We start from the raw sequence: 19,673 nt of genomic DNA on the forward strand, positions 1-19,673 counted from the left end.
CTATTTCAGGCCGGAGCCGGCGATGCCTGTGGTGATGAAACGCTGCAGGAAGACGAAGATCAGCACGACGGGGATCATCGAGACGACGGTCATGGCGAGGATATAGTGCCATTGCACATTGAGCTCGCCGGCATAGACGTTGAGGCCGACCTGCAGCGTATACAGTTCCTTGCGCGAGAGCACGATCAGCGGCCAGAGGAAATCGTTCCAGCGCCAGACGACCGAGAAGATCGCCAGCACCGCAAGCGCCGGCGCCGACAGCGGCAGGATGATGCGCCAGTAGATCTGCCATTCGCTGGCCTTGTCCATGCGTGCGGCGTCGATCAGCTCGTCCGGGATGGTCAGCATATATTGGCGGAGCAGGAAGACACCTGTGGGGGTGGCGACCGTCGGCAGGATGACGCCCCAGAGGCTGTCGAAAAGGTTCAGTGTGCCGATGACGGAATAGAGCGGCACGACGATCACCGAGAGCGGCACCATCAGTGTCGCCAGGATCATCAGCATGACGGCGGTGCGGCCGGGGAACTGGTATTTCGACAGCGCGAACGCGGCCATGGAATTGACGAGCAGCGTGATCGCCGTCGCCACAACAGTCACGAAGACGGAGTTGCGCAGGAACAGGAAGAAATCGAAGCGCTGGAACGGTTCGGTGTAGTTGCCGGCAGCGAATTCCACCTTCCGCACCGAGGTGCGGTCCTTGATGTTCGCCTTGACGATCTCACCCGGCTGTTTCGGATCGACCATCTGACCGACAATGCCGATGCGGCGGACTTCGGCGAGCATCCGGCTGCTGCCGTCCGGCATCGTCACGTTATAGAGCGGCAACGGCTTGTCGTAGCCCGGCACGACTGCCTGTTCGGTGACATAGGGCAGGAAGGACGGCGGGAATTCGGCAAGGGCGGCCGGCGTCTTGAACGAGGAGAAGACCAGCCAGACGGCCGGACCGAACATCAGGAAGACGCCCGAGATCAGCCAAATCCAGGTGACCACGTCGGTCCAGTGCCAGCCGCGGCCGCGGCGGCGAAGGAGAAAGGTGCCGACAGCACTCATTGGCGTTTCCCCTTCTTCTCGTTGCGGCTGCTTGCGGCAAGCTGAATCAGCGTCAGAATGACGAGCACGATGCCCATGAGGATCGAGGCGGCCGAGGCAAGCCCCGGATTGCGCAGCGAACTCGCAAAGCCGGTCTCGTAAATATACTGGGTGATGTACATGGTGCTGGTGCCCGGCCCGCCACCGGTCAAGACGAACACCTCGTCGAAGATCTGCACGGCGCGGATCAACGCCAGCACCAGGACGACGATGAGGTTTGGCATCAGGAGCGGCAGGGTGATGCGCCGGAAGATGCGGGTGGGGCTCGCCTTGTCCATCGCCGCCGCCTCATAGAGATCCCTCGGGATTGCCTGCAGACCGGCGAGCAGGATCAGCGCGTAAAAGCCCATATGCGCCCAGACAGAGACGAAGACCGCGAAGAAGAAGGCCCAGAAACGATCGCTGAGCCAGGAGAAGGGCTCGAAGCCGAAGGGGCTCAGCGCATAATTCAACAGTCCCTGGCGCTGCAGGATCCATTTCCAGATCAGGCCGACGACGACGGGCGAAAGAAGCACGGGAAGAAGAAGACGGCGCGCCAGAAGCCGCGATTGGAAAGCTCGCGATTGAGGATCAAAGCCGTCGCCAGCGCGGCGACCAGCATCGCCGAGACCTGGAACACAACGAAGACGGCAGTGTTGCGCACGGCCGCCCAGAATGTGTCGGCAGCGCAGGTCGAAGGGTCGAGATAAGAACCGCAATCAAACAGGATGCGATACTGCTCGGCGCCGACATAGGTCCTGTTCGGCAGGAAGATGGCGCCGCCGCTCGTCGTCGAATAGATGAAGTTGATGACCAGCGGCAGGAGCACGAAGACCGTAAAGATCAGCATGTTGGGCGCCAGGAAGACGCCCGCCATGCCGTTCAGCCCGGTCAGCTTCTGCCAGCCGCGCATGGGAATATCGACGATACCCATGAAGAGCCGGACAGGTGCCGAGAGCGCCTGCCGCAGGCCGGCTTTCGCCGGCGGTTCGGAAGAAACCGTCTTTCCCGCCATCTATTCGTCCGTCAGTTGGCGCCGACCTTGGCCTTGATGTCCTCGTCGATGCGGGCATAGGCGTCAGCGAGCTTCATTTCGCCGGCGATCACCTGGCTGATGCGGGCGACGATGGCGCTGTAATAGGCATCCGACCACTTCCAGCCCGGAAGCTTCATGGCCGGCGCCGCCGTCTGACCGGCCGCGGCGACGAAGGCCTTCAATGCCGCCTGCACATGCGGATCGTCGGTCTTGAAGTCCATCTGGCCAGCGGCGACATCCTTATGCGCCGGAATGAACAGGCTGCGCTCGGCGAATTCCTTCTGCACGTCGACGCTCGCTAGGTAATCCATCACCTTGGCGACGTCCTTGGGGTTCTTGGTGTATTTGACGGCGACGAGACCCGCGCCCCCCTGCATGCCGGTGCAGGCCGCCGTGCCACAGGGGCTTCCGGCCATGACCCAGTCGAAACTGTCGCCGATCTTCTGGGCGAAGCCGGAAATCTGCCAGCTGCCGGAATAATAATAGGCAAGGCCGCCATTGATGAAATCTTCGGCGGCGGCGCGATAGGTGGTGCCGGCAGCGCTGACCCAGACATCCTTGTTGACGATGCCCTCCTCGTTCCACTTGACGAAGCGGCTGAGGAATTCCTTGGCGCCCTGATCGATCGGCGCCGGCTTGCCGTCGGCGGCGATATAGTTGGCGCCATAGGAAATGTTCGGGCCGGAGACGCGATGGCCGGAGCGGTCGATCGCCATGGCGAAGACCTTCTGGCTGTCGGCGACCTTCTTGGCGGCCACTGCCCAGTCGTCCCAGGTGGCCTTCGGGCCAGGAATTTCGACACCGGCCTGATCGAACAGCGTCTTGTTGACGAAGCCGCCGGTCAGGGTGATCTGCGTCATGAAGCCGGTAATGGCGTTCGAGCCGTCTGGACGCATCCAGTCAGCCTGGGCGCCGAAGTTGTCGTCCCAATATTTCGCATCGGCAAGGAGCGGGCGTAGATCGAGCCAGTGCTGCGCCTGCGCCTTCAGATTGGTGACGCGGGCTATGTCAGGCCCCTTCCCGGCTTCGAGCTGCACCGGCAGCTGTTCCTTGACGACGTCGTAGGAGACTTCGTCGAGGATGACGTTGACGTCGGGATTGGCCTTCGAGAAGCGCGCCAGCAGGTCCTTGATGACAGCGCCTTCGCCGCCGTCGGAATACCACATGATACGCACGTCGCCGGCATGGGCGGCAACGGAACTCAAGAGAACCGCAGCCAAGGCCGCGCCGATCGATTTCATTCTGGTCATTTTCTCCTCCTCCTGACGGATGAATGCGTTGCCCGGCCGGGTCCTCCACCTGCCGGGCATGTCGTCTATGAGGCCGCGCGCCGAGGCTGCCTGCCTGGTATCTCAAGATGTACCGCGTCTCCCCGCACCGACCAGTCCGACGGGCGAAGAATGCGGCCTTCAGCGCGCACGGTGCCGTCCTCTTCGAAGACGATCTGACCATAATCCGGATCGATGACGATCAATGCGCCCTCAATGTCGCGGCGGGCCGCGAACGTGGCGAAACGCGCCCGCATGCCGTCGAGGCCGCCCTCGCGCCCACAATCGGAGAGACGGACGATCCAGCAGCCCTTGCGGCCGGACAGGCGCAGCTCGACATCCGTCGTCGGGCCGTGTTTCACCGGTTCGAGCGCGCCATTGCCGATCAGCATCGCAAGCCCGTTGCCGGCGCGGGCGAGCGCCAGATTGCCATCGACCACCGTGTCGTCGAAAGCTTCGATTGGGAACCAGGCATGAGTGAAATCCGGCTGGCCCTCGTGGATGTCGAAATCGAGAATGGCGAGATCACGATATTGATGGACGCGCGGCAGCGTTCCGCAGCCACCCCAGAAGCTCGGCCGGCCGTAACCGAATTGAATGGTCTCGCCGGGATGATTGATCCAGACCTGCGCTTCCGGCCGGTCGCCGAGGCGCAGGTGCAGCACCGTCTCCTGATAGCCCCATGCGCCAGGGCGATAATGGGCGATGGTGCCGAGCGCGGTGTCGCGCGTCTTGTAGTGATAGAGGGCGGCAAAACGGTTCTCGCCCTGGGAAAAGGTCCATTCCTGCGCGTCGTCGGCGTCATGCGCGGCGATCGCGGCAAGGGATTCGGGGAAATGCAGGCCGTGGTCGCGGATGCAGACGGCAAGCTGCGGCAAAGCGTGGACGCGCCGGCCATACCAGCCGCGGCCCCAGAGCAGCCGGGCGATGCCCGAGAGTTCGACCGAGCGGCCGGGACGCAGCGTATGTTCGTAGGAGCGGCCCTGGCTGCCGGTCAGCATGCCGTGATGGGCCGAACGGGCGACGATCTCCATCAGGCGGACGATGCTGGCATTGGCGCGAGCGCGGATCATCTCATCGGGCGCGCAGGCGGCAAGCGCCGTCAGGCCCTTGAGGTCGATCGGGAAATAGGGAACGGAATTCCACTCGGCCATTTCCCAGCGCTCGAAATGATCGAGCCAGGCGCGGACGCGCTCTTCGCCGACCTTCATCTGCTCGGCGCCGGTGCGGCCGGAACGGATGAAGACGGCGTCGGGGAAAAGCCTGCCGCCGAGATAGGCGGCGGTATGGAAGAGCAGCGCGTGGTTTTCCGAAAAATACCACTGAACGTCGTTGCCCGGCTCGTCCATCCAATAGCGGTAATTGAGAACGGCCTGCTCGATCCTGCCACGCAGTTCCGCTGACAGCAGATCGCTCCAGCGCGTATAGGCAAAAAGCAGCGGCACCAGCACGAAATCGGCGCAGTCGTGGCAATCCTCGATGACCGGCAGCATGGCCGAAATCATTGACTCGGTCTGCTCGCCACCCTGCCCCAGAGCCAGACGCGCAAAAGCACAGACCGTGTCGGGCTCGGAATGGGCGGCGACTTCGGCAAGCGCCTCGGCAACGCGGTCTTCCAGCACAGCCGGCGCTTGCCCCTGGCGCTGGGGATGACAGATCTCGACGCCGAGCGTGCGGCCGACCGACAACTCGCCGGTTTTGAAGGTGATGCGGAAATGGCGGAAATCGGCGGGCATATCAGCCGAGGTGCCGAGTTCCAGCTTGGTTGCTCCCGCTTCCAGCGCGAAGTCATAGTCGAAGCGCTCGACCGACATGAAGTCACCTTCGATCTCGACATGACAGCTCAGCGCCAGTGGCAGCGGCGCGGGAAACAGGATCGTCACATCCTGGCCGAGATAGGCGGTGCGGTCGAAGCGCATGCCTTCGAGGATCGTCTCCAGCGCATCCGCAGCAGCGGCGGCCACCGGAACGGGGACAGCGGTTTCGACCTCCGGCCCGTCGAGATAATCCAGCTGGAAATAGAAGCGGGCGTCACGCTCGGCGAGATCGTCGAAATAGATGCTGATCTCGTTGAGGCCGGCTGAAAGTTCGACCTCGAAGATCTGCTGGGCTTCCAGATTGCGCTCGTAAGGCGCCATGAAGCCCTGCTCGCGGCCGTTGACGAAAAGGATGGCGCCGCCGCAGGTCGACAGGCGAAGCGTAGCAGATCCGGCCGTGCGGGCATCGAGGAAGGTGCGCGCCCAGCAGCCGATGCGCGTCGGGCGAAACCAGAAGCCGGAAAGATCGACGCGCGGCGAGGCAAAGGGAAGCCACCAGCGGATGGGTTCGAAGTCGTCGGTCGGTTGTGGTCTTTGGCCGGAGAATGATTTTTTGAATTCGGTGCGGCAAGGATATTCATGCGGGATGAAGTTCTTCGTCTTGGTGACGAAGAAAAACGGATCCATCCTGCCTTCCATCGGCCGGTCGGCGACATCGTAGCGCTTTTGTGAGAGGTGGCCGAGCTGCCAATAGACGATCTGGGTCTGTTTGCCGGTGGCGCGGCGAAGATGGGATTTATCAGCGGTCATGTTTCAACTCGCTCGAGCCCTGAGACGTTGGAAACGCCGACGCGTGGATGACGGTCAAGCCGCATCTTCAAAGCCTCCCTGCTCTGCCGCTTGTCGCGGACTCCTCATGTGCAATTGTGCATAGGCATTCCGTTTGCGCAATCTGAAAGATTTTTGCATAAGAGTAGGTGAACGAGGAGAACGACATGTCAGCGGAGGAGAAAAAAGGCAGGCGCACACGTCTCGACGACATCGCCGCCCGCTGCGGCGTCTCGATCAGCACAGTCTCACGCGCCTTGGCGGGCGAAAAAGGCGTCCGGCCGGAGATTCGCAAGCTGGTACTGGAAACGGCAAGCGCGGTCAGCTACGCCCTGCCGGCGAGCGTCGCCGGCAAGAAGGTTATGCTCGTCGCCTCCGGCGCGGCAATGATCGACTATGTCCGCAACCAGTTCACGCTCCATGTGCTCGAAGGCTTGAATGCCCGCGCGGCCGCCCTCGGCATCGAACTGGCGATGCGCCCGGTGGCCGATAAGGCCGATGAAGCCCGTGTCGTCGCCGAGATGCGGGACGACCCAGGCTTTGGCGGCATGCTGATCCTGACCGTCGACGAGGAAGATATGCTGGCGGCAGCCGCCGGTCTCGGCAAGCCCGTCGTGCTCGTCAACAGTGACGATCCCTATATGCGGCTTTCCAGTGTGACGCCCTGCAACCGCTCGGCCGCCTTCATCGCCGCCGAGCGGCTGATCGAGGCCGGGCACCAACGCATCCTGTTCATGCTGCGCCCGGGACGGCGGACGATCGAGCGGCGGCTGGAGGGCTGGCGCGATGCCCTGCAGCATCACGGGCTGCAGGCCGATGCCGATCTGGTGCTCGAGGTCGACGACTGGCTGCCGGAATTGGCCGCCGAGGCGGTCACCCGCCTCGTCCGCGACAAGGGTCTGTCCTTCACCGCCATCCTGACGGCGGGCGACAGCCTCGCCAACGGCGCCGTGCGCGGATTGCAGGCGATGGGGTATGCCGTGCCGCAAGATATCTCCGTCATGGGCATCGACGACCTGCCGCAATCGGCCTTTCTCAATCCGCCGCTCTCGACAGTGCATATTCCTATGCGCGAACTCGGCGCCACCGCGCTCGATCTGTTGCGCGACATGATGCTCGGCCTGGCGACGCCGCGGCGGCGTGTCGAGCTTTCCTGCCATCTCGTCGAAAGAGGCAGCGTCGCGGCCGTCAGCGGCGCAGCAGCGCGAAATATCAGGCCTCGATAAAGCTCGCTTCGAACAGTTCGCGGGCATAGGCATCATGTGTCACGCCGGCCTGCAGATCCTGTTTGGTGAGTTCGTCGACGAAACAGCCGTTCTTCATGATCAGCACCCGGTCGCACATATGGGCGATGACCGCGAGGTCGTGGCTGACGAGCAGATACGTCAGTCCCTTTTCGTCACGCTGATCAGCCAGCAGGTTAAGGATTTCGGCCTGGACGGAGACGTCGAGCGCCGATGTCGGCTCGTCGAGAAGCAGGATGGGCGGCGAGAGGATCAGCGCCCGGGCGATCGCCACGCGCTGCCGCTGGCCGCCGGAAAGCTCATGCGGAAAACGATTGGCGAAGCTTGCCGGCAGGCCCACCTGGATCAAGGCCTTTTCGACCTTCGACCAGATCTCCGAATGGCCCATGGCGCGCAGCGGTTCGGCCAAGGCGGTGCCGATGCGATGTCGCGGATGCAGGGATCCATACGGATCCTGAAACACCATCTGGGCAAATTTCAGCTCCTCGCGGGAGCGATGCTTGCCGATCGGTCTGCCGCCGAGCTCGATCTGACCGGTCCACCCGGCCTCCATGCCGGCGAGGCAACGCAGCACCGTCGACTTGCCGCAGCCGGATTCGCCGACAATGCCGAGCGTCTCTCCCTGCTTGACCTGAAAACTGATGCCCCTGACGACATGGTTGCTGGACTTGCCGGAGGCAAAGACGACATTGAGGTCGCGGACATTGATCATTGCGCCGTCTCCAGATCGAGTTTCGCCCTGTCGAGAACCGCCAGCCGGCGCACCGGGTTCTTCGGGTCCGGCAATGCGGCTATCAGCCCGCGGGTATAGGGATGGCGGGCCTCTTCCAGACTGGTCAGCGTCTCGACGATACGGCCGGCATACATGACGATGATCCGCTCGCAGAAGGCCGCCACCATGCGAATGTCGTGGCTAATCAACAGCAGGCCGGAATTGTGCTCGCGCACCAGCTCATCGAGCAGCAACAGCACGTCCTTGCGGACGCTGACATCGAGCGCCGAGGTCGGTTCGTCGGCAATGACCAGCTTCGGCCGCGCCAAGAGCATCATGGCGATCATCACGCGCTGACCCATGCCGCCCGATATCTGATGGGGATAAAGCGCCATGACCCGATCCGGATCGCTGATGCGCACACGCTCCAGCATGGCGCGGGCGGCGTCTTGCGCCGGGGCCTTGCCGAGACCGAGGTGAAGGCGCGCGGCCTCGGCGATCTGCTTGCCGATCGAGAGCACCGGATTCAGCGAATAACGCGGATCCTGCATGATCAGCGCGATGTCCTTGCCGCGAAGCGCGCCCATCTGCCGCTCGCTCTTTGACAGCAGGGGATCGCCGCCGAGATCCAGGCGTTCGGCGGAGACCACCGCTGCCGGTGGCAGCAGGCGCATGATGGCGCGCCCCGTCGTCGATTTGCCGGAACCGGATTCTCCGACGATGCCGACCCGTTCGCGCCCGACGTCGAAACTGACATTGGAAACGGCGGGCACGGCGCCGCGGCCGAAGCGGACGGTCAATCCTTTGACGGAGAGAACGGGTTGAAGATCACGATCTCTCATTTCACGATCTGGCATGGCGGGGATCCAGAATGTCGCGCAGAGCATCTCCGGCGATGTTGAAGGCAAGGCTGGTGAGAAGGATGGCGATACCCGGCATGACGGCGACCCACCAGTAATCCAGCATGAATTTGCGGCCGTTGGAGATCATCGCGCCCCATTCCGGTGCCGGCGGTTGCGCGCCAAGGCCGAGAAAGCCGAGGGAAGCCGCCGTCAGGATGATGCCGGCCATATTGAGGGTCAGGCGAACGATGACCGAAGGAACGCACATCGGCGCAATATAGAAAAGAAGAATGCGGATCGGCGAGGCGCCGTAAAGGCGGGCGGCGACCACGTAATCGGCGTTTCTGACGACAAGGGCCTCGGCGCGCGCCAGCCTGGCGATCGGCGGCCATGCGGTCAGCGAGATCGCGATGATTGCCGTGGTCAGGCCGGCGCCGAGTGCGGCGGCAAAGGCCAGCGCCAGGATCAGCGACGGGAAAGATAGGACGATATCGGTGGCGCGCATCAGCAGCGCGTCAGTGCGGCCGCCGAAGAAGCCGGCGACGACGCCGATCAGCAGGCCGATCGGACCGACGATTAGGGAGATCGACAGCACGGTCTGGATGGTGATGCGCGTGCCGAAAATCAGGCGGCTCAGAATGTCGCGGCCAAATTCGTCGGTGCCGGCCCAATGCGCCAGGCTCGGGGCCTGCAGGGCATCGCCGAGCGATTGCACGACCGGATCATAAGGCGCCAGAAGCGGCGCGAAGATCGCGATCAGGCACAGCAGGCCGAGGATGACGAAGCCGGCAAGGCCAAGCGGTTCCGCAGCCAATTTGCGGCCGGCGCGCGCAAACGAGGCCGCGACGCGGGTCGAGACACTTGGTGGGCGGATCTGAATGTCAGTGCGGATGGCGTCGCTCATCGGGCCGCCTCCCGCATGCGCGGATCGAAGACGGCATAAGCCACGTCGGCGAGGAAGTTTAACAGCATGAAGATGAATCCCACGATGATGGTGCCGGCCACGATGGCGTTCATATCGCCGATCATGAGGGCGTTCGTCATGTACTGGCCGATGCCCGGCCAGGAGAAGACGATCTCGGTGACGACAGCGCCTTCCAGCAGCCCGCCATAGGAAATCGCCAGGATGGTGATCAACTGCACCGCGATGTTCGGCAGGACGTGGCGCCAGATCGTGCCGAAGGGGCTCACACCCTTGGCACGGGCGGCGATGACATAGTCCTGGCTCAACTGCTCCAAGGTGAAGCTGCGAGTCATGCGGGTGATATAGGCCATCGCCGCATAGGCGAGGATGATGGCGGGCAGAATGATATGGCCGAGCGCATTCCAGAAGATTTCCGTCTCGCCCTGCAGCAGGCTGTCGATCAGCAACAGGCCGGTCTGCGGCGTGACGAGGCCTTCATAAAAGACATCGATCCTGCCGGGCCCGCCGACCCAGTTGAGGCCGGCATAGAAGATGACCAGCCCGACGATGCCGAACCAGAAAACCGGGATCGAATGCCCGACGAGGGCCACCACCCGGGCTATCTTGTCGATGAAGCTGTCGCGAAACAAGGCCGCGACCAGGCCGAGCGGCACGCCGACGAATGTCGAAATGATCACCGCCAGCGTCGCCAGTTCGAATGTCGCCGGAAATGCCTGGGCGAGGTCTGAGGAGACGGGATTGCCGGTGAGCACGGCAGTGCCGAAATCGCCATGCGCCAGCCCGTTCAGATAGAGGAAGAACTGCTGGTAAATCGGCAGATCGAGCCCGAGGCGGGCCCGCATCGCCGCATAGGCGGCGGGATCGGCGAGCTCGCCGACGATCGCGCCGACCGGATCAGTGGGCAGGACGCGGCCGATCACGAAGGTCACACAGAGGAGAATGAACAGGCTGACCAGCAAATGCGCCAGGCGTCGGCCAAATTCGGCTACGGAGAGTTCCTTCATGATCGGCTGTCCTCCCGAGTCTTACTGGGTTTCGACCTTGGTTACGTTCTCGAGACGCGTCATTTGAGACGGATGTCCGACATATCCCTGGACCTTGCCGGTCAGGACGATCGGCTCAAAGCGCTCGAACATCGGCAGCACCGCCGGCTTCTGTTCGACGAACATCTTCTGCATCTGCACGTAGAGTTCGCCGCGCTTCTTGGCGTCCGGCTCCATCGATGCTTTCGCCGTCAGCGCCGTCAACTCGGGAATATCCCAGGCCGACCGCCAGACGAAATTGCCGGCATTGTTGGCCTCTTTCGAGTTGTCGGGATTTGAGGAAAACTGCTCCATCGAGCCGAGCACGTTCGGCATGTAGGCGCTGGTCTGCGGGATCAGCAGATCGAAATCCCGGGCGCGATGGGCGGCGATGATTTCCGAACCGTTGCCCTGCTGGATGTCGATCTTGATGCCGACCTGGGCAAGGGAAGCCTGAATGGCGGTGGCAAGATCGATGCGCGGTGTCTGGGCGATTGTCTTCAGCGTCAGCGAGAAGCCGTCCTTATAACCCGCCTCTGCCAGCAGCTGCTTGGACTTCTCGACGTTGAGCTGCCAATCCGGGCTCGGGATAGCATATTCGAAATTCTCCGGCACGGGCACGGTTCTCGCCCGTCCGTAGGGGCCCATAATCGTCTTCTCGATGCCCTTGTAGTCGATGCCGTAGGCGATTGCCTCGCGGACCTTGGGGTTGGAGAGGAATTGGTTGCCGGCATTCATCGACAGCACGTAGAAACCGCCTGTCGGAATGCGCTGGATGGCAAAACCCTGCTTGGCCTGGAATGTCGCGAGATCGGAGGCTGTCAGCGCACTGGCAATATCGATATCGCCGCGCTCCAGCATCAGCCGCTCGACCTGGCTTTCCGGCACATGGCGGACGATGACGCGACGCATCTTCGGAGCGCCGTCGACATAACCCTTGTTGGCGTCGAGAATGACCAGCTCGTTCGGAGACCAGCGGTTGAGGGTGAATGGACCGGAACCGGCCGAATGCGTTCGCATCCAGGCATTGCCATAGTCATTGTCGACGGCGTGGCTTTCGACCTCGACGCTGTCGACCACGCTGGTGGTGGTCGTCGTCAGCCGGTAGAGCAGAAGCTCCGCCGTCACCTGGTCGGAAAGATCGATACGCACCGTCTGGTCGTCGACCGCCTTGACGAGCTTGTCGACATTGTTCTTGTCGTAGCCGACGCGCTTGAGGTTGGCGGCTGCGGCCTGATCCATCTTCAAGAGCCGCCCCAGCGAATAGACGACGTCCTTCGAAGTCACCGGGTTGCCGGACGCGAAATTGGCCTTGCGCAGCGTAAAAGTGATGCCCTTGTCGTCAACCTTCCAGCTTTCCGCCAGCTGCGGAAGGATCTTGCCGTCCGCCGTGCTGGCGACCAGCCGGTCGTAAAGATTCGACATGATCTCAACGGCTTTGCCCTCGGTCGCCTGCTGCGGATCGAGGGACAGAACCTGGGCCAACGACGTTCCCATCACCAGCTGGTCTTGCGGCGTCGCAGCCTGCAGCTGCGGGGCAGCCATGGTCAGGGCGCCGAAAACGGCGCCGAGGAACAGGCCTTTAGAAAAATGCTTCATTGTCACTCCTCCATGAATTACTATAGAAGACATATTATGTCGACCGTATGTCGTATTATGATCTATCGAAGTCAGATACGATTGACAAGGCCCGAACGGGAGACTTGAGTGCAATGGGATTGGGGAACAGAAAATGACGACACTCGGCCGTGGCCGGCAAAGACTGGCGCAGCAGGTCATCGATCAGCTGCGGGCGCAGATCGAGGCTGGCATGCTACGGGTCGGTGACCAGCTGCCGACCGAGCCGCAGCTTGAAGCGACCTTCGGCGTCAGCCGCACCGTGGTGCGCGAGGCGATCGCCGATCTCAGGTCGGCCGGCTTCGTCAAGCCGATCCAGGGCAAAGGAGTGTTTGTCGCGGATCCGAAATCTCAATCGGTGCTGCCATTGACGCCGGTGGAAATCAAAAGCATCCCCGAAACCCTTGAGTTGCTGGAGTTTCGCATGGCGGCCGAGGGTGAAGCGGCGGCGATTGCCGCCTATCGCCGCACCGCCGAGCAGGAGGCGGCGATCCGTGAGGCCAACCGCCGGATGGCGAACTTGATCGAGACCGGGCAGCAAACGGTGGAGGCGGATTACGCCTTCCACATGGCGATCGCCGCCGCCACCAACAACCGATTCTATGTCGATGTGCTGCGCCAATTCGGCCCCAAAGCGATCCCCCGCGGCCAGTTTCCGACGCTGCCGGAGGCCAATGACCGCGACTATCTGCAAAAGGTCTATGCCGAGCATGTCGAAATCCTGTCGGCCATCGCCGATCAGGATCCGGAGCGCGCCCGCCAGGCGATGCGTGCGCATATGATGGCCAGCCAACGTCGCTATCGGATGCTCTCCGAGCAGCAATAGGGCTCGACTCTCTTCGAAATTCATATTATGTCATATGACATTGTGTAATTTCGAAAGAGACTCAAATGTATCTGGGAACACAGGTCGCCGCGCGGGATGACGACGATTATCGTATCTTCGCGCAACTGGGTGTGAAGCATATCAACGCCGATCCGCCGGGAGAACCGAGCAGTTGGACGCTTTCAGACCTCGAGCGCCATCGCGACAAGGTCGAAAGCTTCGGCCTGATCCTCGACATGATCCAGCTGCCGCTGCCCTCGCAGCCGATCGAGAAGGCGTCCTATCCCGATATTCTGCTCGCCGGCCCGGAGCGCGACAGGCAGATCGACGCCGTCTGCAAGCTGATCGAGAATACCGCAGCGGCCGGCATTCCGGCGGTGAAATACAATCTCAACCTGATCGGCATTCCCCGCACACCCGATGAGCCGGGACGCGGCGGCTCGATGAATGCCAGCTTCCGCTGGGACAAGACCGATCAGCAGGCAGCACCCGGTCTTGCCGGCGTTCTCTCCGAAGACGAAAACTGGGAACGGATCGACTATTTCCTCGAACGGGTCGTGCCGGTCGCCGCAAGCAACCGCGTCAGGCTCGCCTGCCATCCGCATGATCCCTATACGCCACCCGGCTTTCGCGGCGTCACGCGGGTGCTCGGCACCGTCGAAGGCCTGAAGAAGTTCGTGCTGATGCGGGAAAACCCCTATCACGGCCTCAATTTCTGCCAGGGCTCGATCGGCGAGATGCTGGAAAGTCCCGGCAAGGAGATCGACGACGTCATCCGCTGGTTCGGTGAGCGCAACAAGATCTTCAACGTCCACTTCCGCAATATTCGCGGCGGCAAGCTCTCCTTCATGGAGACCTTCCCCGACGAGGGCGACATGGACATGGTCCGCTCGGCCAGGATCTACAAGGAAGTGGGCTTCAAATACATGCTGATGCCCGACCATGTGCCGACCGTCAGCGGCAAGGACCCTTCCGCCACCGCATTCGCCTATTGCTACGGCTATATCGCGGCCCTTCTGCAGACGCTCGAAAGCGCCTGAGACCGCCAATTTCAACAGCTAAGGAACAGGACTTCATGATGAACCCGATTGAATTGAAGAAGGCCGTCGGTAGTGGTCTCCTCTCGTTTCCGGTGACGCATTTCGACGATCAGCTCACATTCGACGAGCCAAAATACCGTCGTCATGTCGAATGGCTTTCGGGGTATGACGCGGCTGCGCTGTTTGCCGCCGGCGGCACGGGAGAGTTCTTCTCCCTCAATCCGGCCGAAATCCCTCAGGTCGTCCGCGCCGCCAAGGCCTCGGCCGGCAAGACGCCGATCATCTCGGGCACCGGTTACGGCACATCGCTCGCCATCGAAATCGCCAAGGCGGCGGAAAAGGCCGGCGCGGACGGATTGCTGCTTTTGCCGCCCTGACCTGATGTTTGCCGAACAGGCCGGCCTGATCGCACACGTGAAGGCAGTCTGCCAATCGGTTGGCATCGGTGTGATCGTCTATAACCGCGACAACGCCGTCCTGACGGCCGAAAGCATCGCGCGGCTCGCCGACGAATGCCCGAACCTGATCGGCTTCAAGGACGGCGTCGGCGATGTCGACAAGGTCATCGAGATCACCACCCTGCTCGGCGACCGTCTGGTCTATGTCGGCGGCATGCCGACCCACGAGGTCTATGCGCAAGCCTATTTCGCCGCCGGCGTGACGACCTATTCCTCGGCCGTCTTCAACTTCGTCCCGGCGCTGGCCCAGCGCTTTTACGGCGCCCTTCGCACCGGCGACCAGGCAACCGTCGATGAAATCCTGAAGAGCTTCTTCTTCCCCTTCGTCGCCTTGCGCAACCGCAAGAAGGGCTATGCCGTCTCGATCATCAAGGCGGGTCTTCGCGTCCTCGGCCAGAACCCCGGCCCGGTTCGCCCGCCGTTGACGGACCTCACCCCGGAAGAGCTGACACTCTTGGAAAAGATCGTCCAGGCCAACGGCGTCTCGCGGATCGCGGCGGAGTAGTCGCGGGTTACCTTTTCAACGACAAAACCGCCGGGCTTGCTCGGCGGTTTTGTCGTTGTCAGCCATCCGTTAAATCACGCCCACAGCCTATCGCACAAAACGCGCGCAGCAATCAAAGCGCCACGCCACTGCCGCGGTCGAAAACATGCACCTGGTCGCTGGCGATGCTTGCCTCGAACACCGCGCCGTAGCGGGCGGGGTATTCACCGTCGACGATGGCGGTCACCTGCTGGCCGGCGAGATCGAAGACCACATGGGTCTGGGCGCCTGTGGGTTCCACCAGCATGGTGCGGCCGGCAAGCGGCGTGCCGGCCGACAGGCCGGGAACGAGATGTTCGGGGCGCAGGCCGATGGTGACGGCCTGGCCGGGCCTGACCCGGCGGTCGGGCGCAATAAGGATCGCTGTGCCGTCTTCGAGGCGGGCGGCGGGCGCGCCGTTTTGACCCTCCACCGTGCCGTCGAGCATATTCATCGCCGGCGAGCCGATGAAGGCGGCGACGAAGAGGTTGGCCGGCTTTTTGTAAAGTTCGAGCGGCGTGCCCGACTGCTCCACCCTGCCCTGATTGAGCACGACAATGCGGTCGGCGAGCGTCATCGCCTCGATCTGGTCATGGGTGACATAGATCGACGTCGTCTTCACCTTCTGGTGCAGCGTCTTGATCTCCGAGCGCATCTGCACGCGCAGTTTCGCATCGAGGTTGGACAGCGGCTCGTCAAACAGGAAGACGGCCGGATTGCGCACGACGGCGCGGCCCATGGCGACGCGCTGGCGCTGGCCGCCGGAAAGCTGGGCCGGCTTGCGGTCGAGCAACTCGGCAAGATCGAGCATGCGGGCAGCCTCGGCAACGCGGGCCTCGATCTGGGGTTTGGCAACGCCGGCGAGCTTCAAGTTGAAGCCCATGTTTTCGGCGACCGTCATATGCGGATAGAGCGCATAGGACTGGAAGACCATGGCGATGTTGCGCTCGCGCGGTGTCATCGCGTTGACGATATTGCCGCCGATCGCGATCTCGCCATCGGTGATTTCTTCCAGGCCGGCGATCATCCGCAGCAGCGTCGACTTTCCGCAGCCGGACGGACCGACCAGGGCGACGAATTCGCCATCCTCGATATGAAGCGAAATGCCGTGGATAACGTCGACGGCGCCATAGGCCTTGGTTACATCGTGCAGTGAAACGGATGCCATGATTGCAACTCCAATAGTTCGGCTCAGGACTTGACGGCGCCGGCGGTCAATCCGGCGATGATGTGCCTCTGGGCGACGAAGAAAACGATGATTGTCGGCAGGATGGTCAGGGTGATGAAGGCCAGCACCAATTGCCATTCCGTGCCGTATTCGCCGCGATAGACCATGATGCCGAGCGGCCAGGGATATTTCGATTCCGAGTTCAGCATGATCAGCGGCAGGATGTAGCTGTTCCAACTGCCGACGAAGGAGATGATGCTGACGGTCGCGACGATCGGCCGGGAGAGCGGCAGCGAGATATGCCAGAAGAAACGGAGATAGCCGCAGCCATCGACGAAGGCCGCCTGAAACAATTCTTCCGGAAGGTTGCGGAAATAGTTCCGGAACAACAGGATGCTCATGCCGAGGCCGAAGGCGACCTGCGGCAGCACCACACCCCAATAGGTATTCAGCAAGCCGAGATCGCGGATGCGGATGAACAGCGGCAGGATCGCGGTCGCTGCCGGAAACATCAGGCCGAGCAGGAAATAATTGAGCAGGAAGGACGAACCGAAGAAGCGCACATGGGCAAAGGCGAAGGCCGCCATCGACGAGACGATCAGCGTCAGCAGCACGGTGAGCGCTGCAATGATCAGCGAATTGCCGATCTGCAGCCAGTAGCGCTCGCCGAACAGAATGTCGGTATAATTCGCCCACTGCCATTCCGTCGGCAGGCCGAAGGGATTGGTGCGCAGGTCGCCCAGCGTCTTGAAGCCGCCAAGCGCCGTCGTCAGCAGCGGGATCAGCACGATGGCGGCAATCAGGGTCAGCGACACGTAGAGGTAGATGCGGGTCGATGCGCGCATGCGGATGGAAGAGCTCGTATCAGTCATGGCGCATGAAGATCCTTTTGTAACCGAAGGCGAGCGTTACGCAGATGATGAAGAGCACGACGCCGACGGCGCTGCCGAGACCCACCTGCATGCGCATGACGCCATAGGTGTATAGAAAGGTGACCATTGTCTGGGTGGAGTTGGACGGGCCGCCGCCGGTCAGCGGCATGATCATGTCGAAAAGCTGCAGCGAACCGACGACGGCGAAGAAGATGGACAGGCGCAGGGTCGAACCGAGCAGCGGCAGCGTGACATAGCGGAATTTTTGCCAGCCGGTGGCGCCATCGATTTCGGCCGCCTCAAGCACGCTCTTGTCGACCGATTGCAGCCCTGCGATAAACAGCATCATGTGAAAGCCGAAATATTTCCAGACGATGACACCGAGCACGGCATAGATCGCCAGGTCCTTGTCGGCGAGCACATAAGGATTGGCGAAGCCGAAGAAGTTGGAAATGGCGGCAAACAGGCCGTAATCGCCATCATAGACGAAGCGCCAGATCAGGCCGGCGGCAACGTCCGCCAACACATAGGGCAGGAAGAAGATCAGCCGATAGCCGACGACGCCCGGAATGCGGTGGGCGAGCATGGTCGCAAGCCAGATGGCGAGCGGCACCTGGATGCAGATCGAGATGACGATGATCAGGCCGTTATTGACCAGCGCCTGGGTGAAGGCCGCATTGCGGAACAGGACCTGGAAATTGCGGAGTGCGATGAACTCGGTCGGCGTGCCGTAGCCGTTCCATTTGTAGAGGCTGTACCAGGCCGCCTCGCCCATCGGCATGATGACAAAGAGCGTGAAGAGCAGCAGCGCCGGCGGCAGAAACAGCAAGAGCACCGCCAGCCGGTCATGGGCGACCGAACTTCTGCTGTTTGCGGCTCTTCGTGCCGGCCTTGCGGCAGTCGTTATCGAGGGAACTGAAATATTGGCCATGGTCCTGCTTTCGTTCGTCGGCAGCAATGCCGGCGCTCCACTGGATCTGGAGCGCCGGGAAGGCTCTGCGGGCGCCGGTTATTGTTCCAGCTCGAAAGCGTCCTGGATCATCTGGGCGCCGTCCTTGGAATTCATCTGGCCGGAGACGATTTCCACCGAGACGTCGTTGACGACACGGCCGACGGCCGCACCGAGATCCTGATCGAAGAAGTTCTGATGCCAGGTCGAACCGGCAAGCTGTTTGGCCGATTCGGCCAGCAGCGGATTGACGACGCCGTCATCGGCGCCGACGGCAACGGGAAGCAACATGCCGGCCTTGGCCATCGCCCGTTCATTCTCCGCGCTCGTCAGGAAAGCGAGGAAATCGATCGCTTCCTTGGAGGCCTTCTTGGTGACGGCCCAGCCGTTCAGGCCGCCGAGCGTATCGGTCGGCTTGCCGGCGCCGCCCTCGACCGTCGGGAAGACGAAACGGCCGATATTGTCCGGTGCCAGCCCCTTGCCGTCGCCGGCATTCTTGCGCTGGTTGGCCTCGGTGGCCTCAAAGCCGAGGATCATCGCCGCCTTGCCGTCACCGAAAACGCCGAGCGTCTGCGGCCAGGTGGCGCCGAGATAACCGGGCTGGAAAGGCTCGAGCTTGCCGAGTTCGGCAAGGTCGTCACCGGCCTTGATGATGGCGGGGTCGAGGAAGCCTTCGCCCTCGCCGTTCTTGGCGGCGTCGAAGACCTTCTGGCCGCCTTCGCGCATGACGAGATAGCTCCAGTAGAAATGGATCGGCCATTTCTCGCCGCCGCCGCCGGCAATCGGCACGATGCCGGCCGCCTTGATCTTCTTCACCGCAGCGAGGAAATCAGCCCAGGTCTTGATGTCTTCGGCCTTGACGCCAGCCTTGGCAAACAGCGCCTTGTTGTAGAAAAAGCTGACCAGACCGACCTTGTAGGGAATAGCCCAGGTCTTGCCCTCAAAGCTCAGGCCGTCGACCGAGGCCGGCGTGTAGGCCTTGCGCAGCTTGCCGCCATCGGCATCGAGCGCTGCCGTCACATCCTGCAGCGCGCCGGTCTCGGACTGCTGCTTCAACACGCCGCCGCCCCAGCTGAAAAAGAAATCCGGCACGTCGTCGGATTGCAGCAGCGTGGGAAGCTTGGCCTTGAAGGCCTCGTTTTCGAGGAACTGCATCTGGATGTCGACGTCCGGATGCTGGGCTTCGTATTTCTTGACGATGTCTTCCCAGGCCGCGACGTTCTTCGGGTCGAGCTCGAGATGCAACCATTTGACCACCGTCGTCGCGGAGGCAGCACCCGCACCCGCCAGCAACATGCCGGCTGCCGCGGCCATGGATACGATGCGCCTGCCGCCGAAAGCGGCGTTCTTCAGCATAAAATTCATGATTTTCCTCCCAGGGGACCTATCCTCACAATTTTTCCCCAATGCGGATTAATTCACCGGAGCTTTTGCCGGATGTCAACCCAATTGCCGCTATTTTTACCAAATGTGCTTGACAGGTCCGTGGGATTGCCTGCTATTTATTTCGTAACCCGT

15 protein-coding genes and 2 pseudogenes are annotated in these 19,673 nt (G+C 62.1%); 4 read left to right on the forward strand and 13 right to left on the reverse strand.

The genetic code is table 11. The features are described from left to right. The 4 genes and pseudogenes from MF410_RS08360 to MF410_RS08375 form a co-directional block, all read right to left on the reverse strand. Positions 1 to 1,050 (reverse strand): carbohydrate ABC transporter permease, encoded by a 1,050-nt coding sequence (locus MF410_RS08360; protein ID WP_097625441.1) that lies wholly within the window; start codon positions 1,048 to 1,050, stop codon positions 1 to 3. After that, positions 1,047 to 2,083, reverse strand: a pseudogene (locus MF410_RS08365) (sugar ABC transporter permease). The gene MF410_RS08360 and the pseudogene MF410_RS08365 overlap by 4 nt, the downstream one beginning before the upstream one ends. Before the next feature lie 11 nt (positions 2,084 to 2,094). Beyond that, positions 2,095 to 3,354, reverse strand: coding sequence for an ABC transporter substrate-binding protein (locus MF410_RS08370; protein ID WP_097625439.1), 1,260 nt, complete (start codon positions 3,352 to 3,354; stop codon positions 2,095 to 2,097). A gap of 65 nt (positions 3,355 to 3,419) precedes the next feature. Then, positions 3,420 to 5,939 carry a hypothetical protein gene (locus MF410_RS08375; RefSeq protein ID WP_131710886.1) on the reverse strand — a complete coding sequence of 840 codons (2,520 nt, stop codon included), beginning with the start codon at positions 5,937 to 5,939 and terminating at the stop codon, positions 3,420 to 3,422. Positions 5,940 to 6,124: 185 nt separating this feature from the next. Between MF410_RS08375 and MF410_RS08380 the strand changes: the two genes are divergently transcribed. After that, positions 6,125 to 7,183 (forward strand): LacI family DNA-binding transcriptional regulator, encoded by a 1,059-nt coding sequence (locus MF410_RS08380; protein ID WP_097625437.1) that lies wholly within the window; start codon positions 6,125 to 6,127, stop codon positions 7,181 to 7,183. Here the strand turns inward: MF410_RS08380 and MF410_RS08385 are convergent. Genes MF410_RS08385 through MF410_RS08405 form a run of 5 tightly spaced genes read right to left on the reverse strand, consistent with a single transcriptional unit; the run spans position 7,170 to position 12,301 of the window. Continuing rightward, positions 7,170 to 7,913, reverse strand: coding sequence for an ABC transporter ATP-binding protein (locus MF410_RS08385; protein WP_097625436.1), 744 nt, complete (start codon positions 7,911 to 7,913; stop codon positions 7,170 to 7,172). The genes MF410_RS08380 and MF410_RS08385 overlap by 14 nt on opposite strands. Beyond that, on the reverse strand, positions 7,910 to 8,755 hold the full coding sequence (locus tag MF410_RS08390) for an ABC transporter ATP-binding protein (protein WP_097625435.1): 846 nt from the start codon (positions 8,753 to 8,755) through the stop codon (positions 7,910 to 7,912). The genes MF410_RS08385 and MF410_RS08390 overlap by 4 nt, the downstream gene beginning before the upstream one ends. A 1-nt stretch (position 8,756) precedes the next feature. Beyond that, complete coding sequence (locus MF410_RS08395) at positions 8,757 to 9,659, reverse strand: ABC transporter permease (RefSeq protein WP_097625434.1); 903 nt, start codon at positions 9,657 to 9,659, stop codon at positions 8,757 to 8,759. After that, complete coding sequence (locus MF410_RS08400) at positions 9,656 to 10,684, reverse strand: ABC transporter permease (RefSeq protein ID WP_054183148.1); 1,029 nt, start codon at positions 10,682 to 10,684, stop codon at positions 9,656 to 9,658. The genes MF410_RS08395 and MF410_RS08400 overlap by 4 nt, the downstream gene beginning before the upstream one ends. A 21-nt stretch (positions 10,685 to 10,705) precedes the next feature. After that, complete coding sequence (locus tag MF410_RS08405) at positions 10,706 to 12,301, reverse strand: ABC transporter substrate-binding protein (protein ID WP_097625433.1); 1,596 nt, start codon at positions 12,299 to 12,301, stop codon at positions 10,706 to 10,708. A gap of 133 nt (positions 12,302 to 12,434) precedes the next feature. Here MF410_RS08405 and MF410_RS08410 point away from each other — a divergent pair, with 133 nt between their 5' ends. The 3 genes and pseudogenes from MF410_RS08410 to kdgD all read left to right on the forward strand — a co-directional run bounded on the left by MF410_RS08410 (position 12,435) and on the right by kdgD (position 15,148). Beyond that, on the forward strand, positions 12,435 to 13,145 hold the full coding sequence (locus tag MF410_RS08410) for a FadR/GntR family transcriptional regulator (RefSeq protein WP_097625432.1): 711 nt from the start codon (positions 12,435 to 12,437) through the stop codon (positions 13,143 to 13,145). A gap of 65 nt (positions 13,146 to 13,210) precedes the next feature. After that, the gene (locus tag MF410_RS08415) at positions 13,211 to 14,185 is read left to right on the forward strand and encodes a mannonate dehydratase (RefSeq protein WP_097625431.1); all 975 of its coding nucleotides are present in this window, start codon (positions 13,211 to 13,213) and stop codon (positions 14,183 to 14,185) included. A 35-nt stretch (positions 14,186 to 14,220) separates the two neighbouring features. Further along, a pseudogene (gene kdgD, locus MF410_RS08420) lies at positions 14,221 to 15,148 on the forward strand (5-dehydro-4-deoxyglucarate dehydratase). Positions 15,149 to 15,260: 112 nt separating this feature from the next. Here the strand turns inward: kdgD and ugpC are convergent. The 4 genes from ugpC to MF410_RS08440 all read right to left on the reverse strand — a co-directional run bounded on the left by ugpC (position 15,261) and on the right by MF410_RS08440 (position 19,520). After that, positions 15,261 to 16,334 carry a sn-glycerol-3-phosphate ABC transporter ATP-binding protein UgpC gene (ugpC, locus tag MF410_RS08425; RefSeq protein ID WP_097625429.1) on the reverse strand — a complete coding sequence of 358 codons (1,074 nt, stop codon included), beginning with the start codon at positions 16,332 to 16,334 and terminating at the stop codon, positions 15,261 to 15,263. A gap of 23 nt (positions 16,335 to 16,357) precedes the next feature. Beyond that, positions 16,358 to 17,206 carry a carbohydrate ABC transporter permease gene (locus MF410_RS08430; RefSeq protein WP_097625428.1) on the reverse strand — a complete coding sequence of 283 codons (849 nt, stop codon included), beginning with the start codon at positions 17,204 to 17,206 and terminating at the stop codon, positions 16,358 to 16,360. Further along, positions 17,199 to 18,137, reverse strand: a complete 939-nt coding sequence (locus tag MF410_RS08435; protein ID WP_097625471.1) for a sugar ABC transporter permease — start codon at positions 18,135 to 18,137, stop codon at positions 17,199 to 17,201. The genes MF410_RS08430 and MF410_RS08435 overlap by 8 nt, the downstream gene beginning before the upstream one ends. Before the next feature lie 78 nt (positions 18,138 to 18,215). Next, complete coding sequence (locus MF410_RS08440; protein WP_097625427.1) at positions 18,216 to 19,520, reverse strand: extracellular solute-binding protein; 1,305 nt, start codon at positions 19,518 to 19,520, stop codon at positions 18,216 to 18,218. Positions 19,521 to 19,673 lie beyond the last annotated feature (153 nt).

This window comes from Rhizobium sp. C104, assembly GCF_022354505.1.
Taxonomy (GTDB): domain Bacteria; phylum Pseudomonadota; class Alphaproteobacteria; order Rhizobiales; family Rhizobiaceae; genus Rhizobium; species Rhizobium redzepovicii.

What these genes read in the sequence shown, in the direction of transcription:
- ugpC (WP_097625429.1), bottom strand. Translation starts at nt 16,334, where the DNA reads ATGGCATCCGTTTCACTGCACGATGTAACCAAGGCCTATGGCGCCGTC.
- MF410_RS08385 (WP_097625436.1), bottom strand. Translation starts at nt 7,913, where the DNA reads ATGATCAATGTCCGCGACCTCAATGTCGTCTTTGCCTCCGGCAAGTCC.
- MF410_RS08435 (WP_097625471.1), bottom strand. Translation starts at nt 18,137, where the DNA reads ATGGCCAATATTTCAGTTCCCTCGATAACGACTGCCGCAAGGCCGGCA.
- MF410_RS08415 (WP_097625431.1), top strand. Translation starts at nt 13,211, where the DNA reads ATGTATCTGGGAACACAGGTCGCCGCGCGGGATGACGACGATTATCGT.
- MF410_RS08440 (WP_097625427.1), bottom strand. Translation starts at nt 19,520, where the DNA reads ATGAATTTTATGCTGAAGAACGCCGCTTTCGGCGGCAGGCGCATCGTA.
- MF410_RS08395 (WP_097625434.1), bottom strand. Translation starts at nt 9,659, where the DNA reads ATGAGCGACGCCATCCGCACTGACATTCAGATCCGCCCACCAAGTGTC.
- MF410_RS08400 (WP_054183148.1), bottom strand. Translation starts at nt 10,684, where the DNA reads ATGAAGGAACTCTCCGTAGCCGAATTTGGCCGACGCCTGGCGCATTTG.
- MF410_RS08410 (WP_097625432.1), top strand. Translation starts at nt 12,435, where the DNA reads ATGACGACACTCGGCCGTGGCCGGCAAAGACTGGCGCAGCAGGTCATC.
- MF410_RS08390 (WP_097625435.1), bottom strand. Translation starts at nt 8,755, where the DNA reads ATGAGAGATCGTGATCTTCAACCCGTTCTCTCCGTCAAAGGATTGACC.
- MF410_RS08375 (WP_131710886.1), bottom strand. Translation starts at nt 5,939, where the DNA reads ATGACCGCTGATAAATCCCATCTTCGCCGCGCCACCGGCAAACAGACC.
- MF410_RS08405 (WP_097625433.1), bottom strand. Translation starts at nt 12,301, where the DNA reads ATGAAGCATTTTTCTAAAGGCCTGTTCCTCGGCGCCGTTTTCGGCGCC.
- MF410_RS08430 (WP_097625428.1), bottom strand. Translation starts at nt 17,206, where the DNA reads ATGACTGATACGAGCTCTTCCATCCGCATGCGCGCATCGACCCGCATC.
- MF410_RS08360 (WP_097625441.1), bottom strand. Translation starts at nt 1,050, where the DNA reads ATGAGTGCTGTCGGCACCTTTCTCCTTCGCCGCCGCGGCCGCGGCTGG.
- MF410_RS08370 (WP_097625439.1), bottom strand. Translation starts at nt 3,354, where the DNA reads ATGACCAGAATGAAATCGATCGGCGCGGCCTTGGCTGCGGTTCTCTTG.
- MF410_RS08380 (WP_097625437.1), top strand. Translation starts at nt 6,125, where the DNA reads ATGTCAGCGGAGGAGAAAAAAGGCAGGCGCACACGTCTCGACGACATC.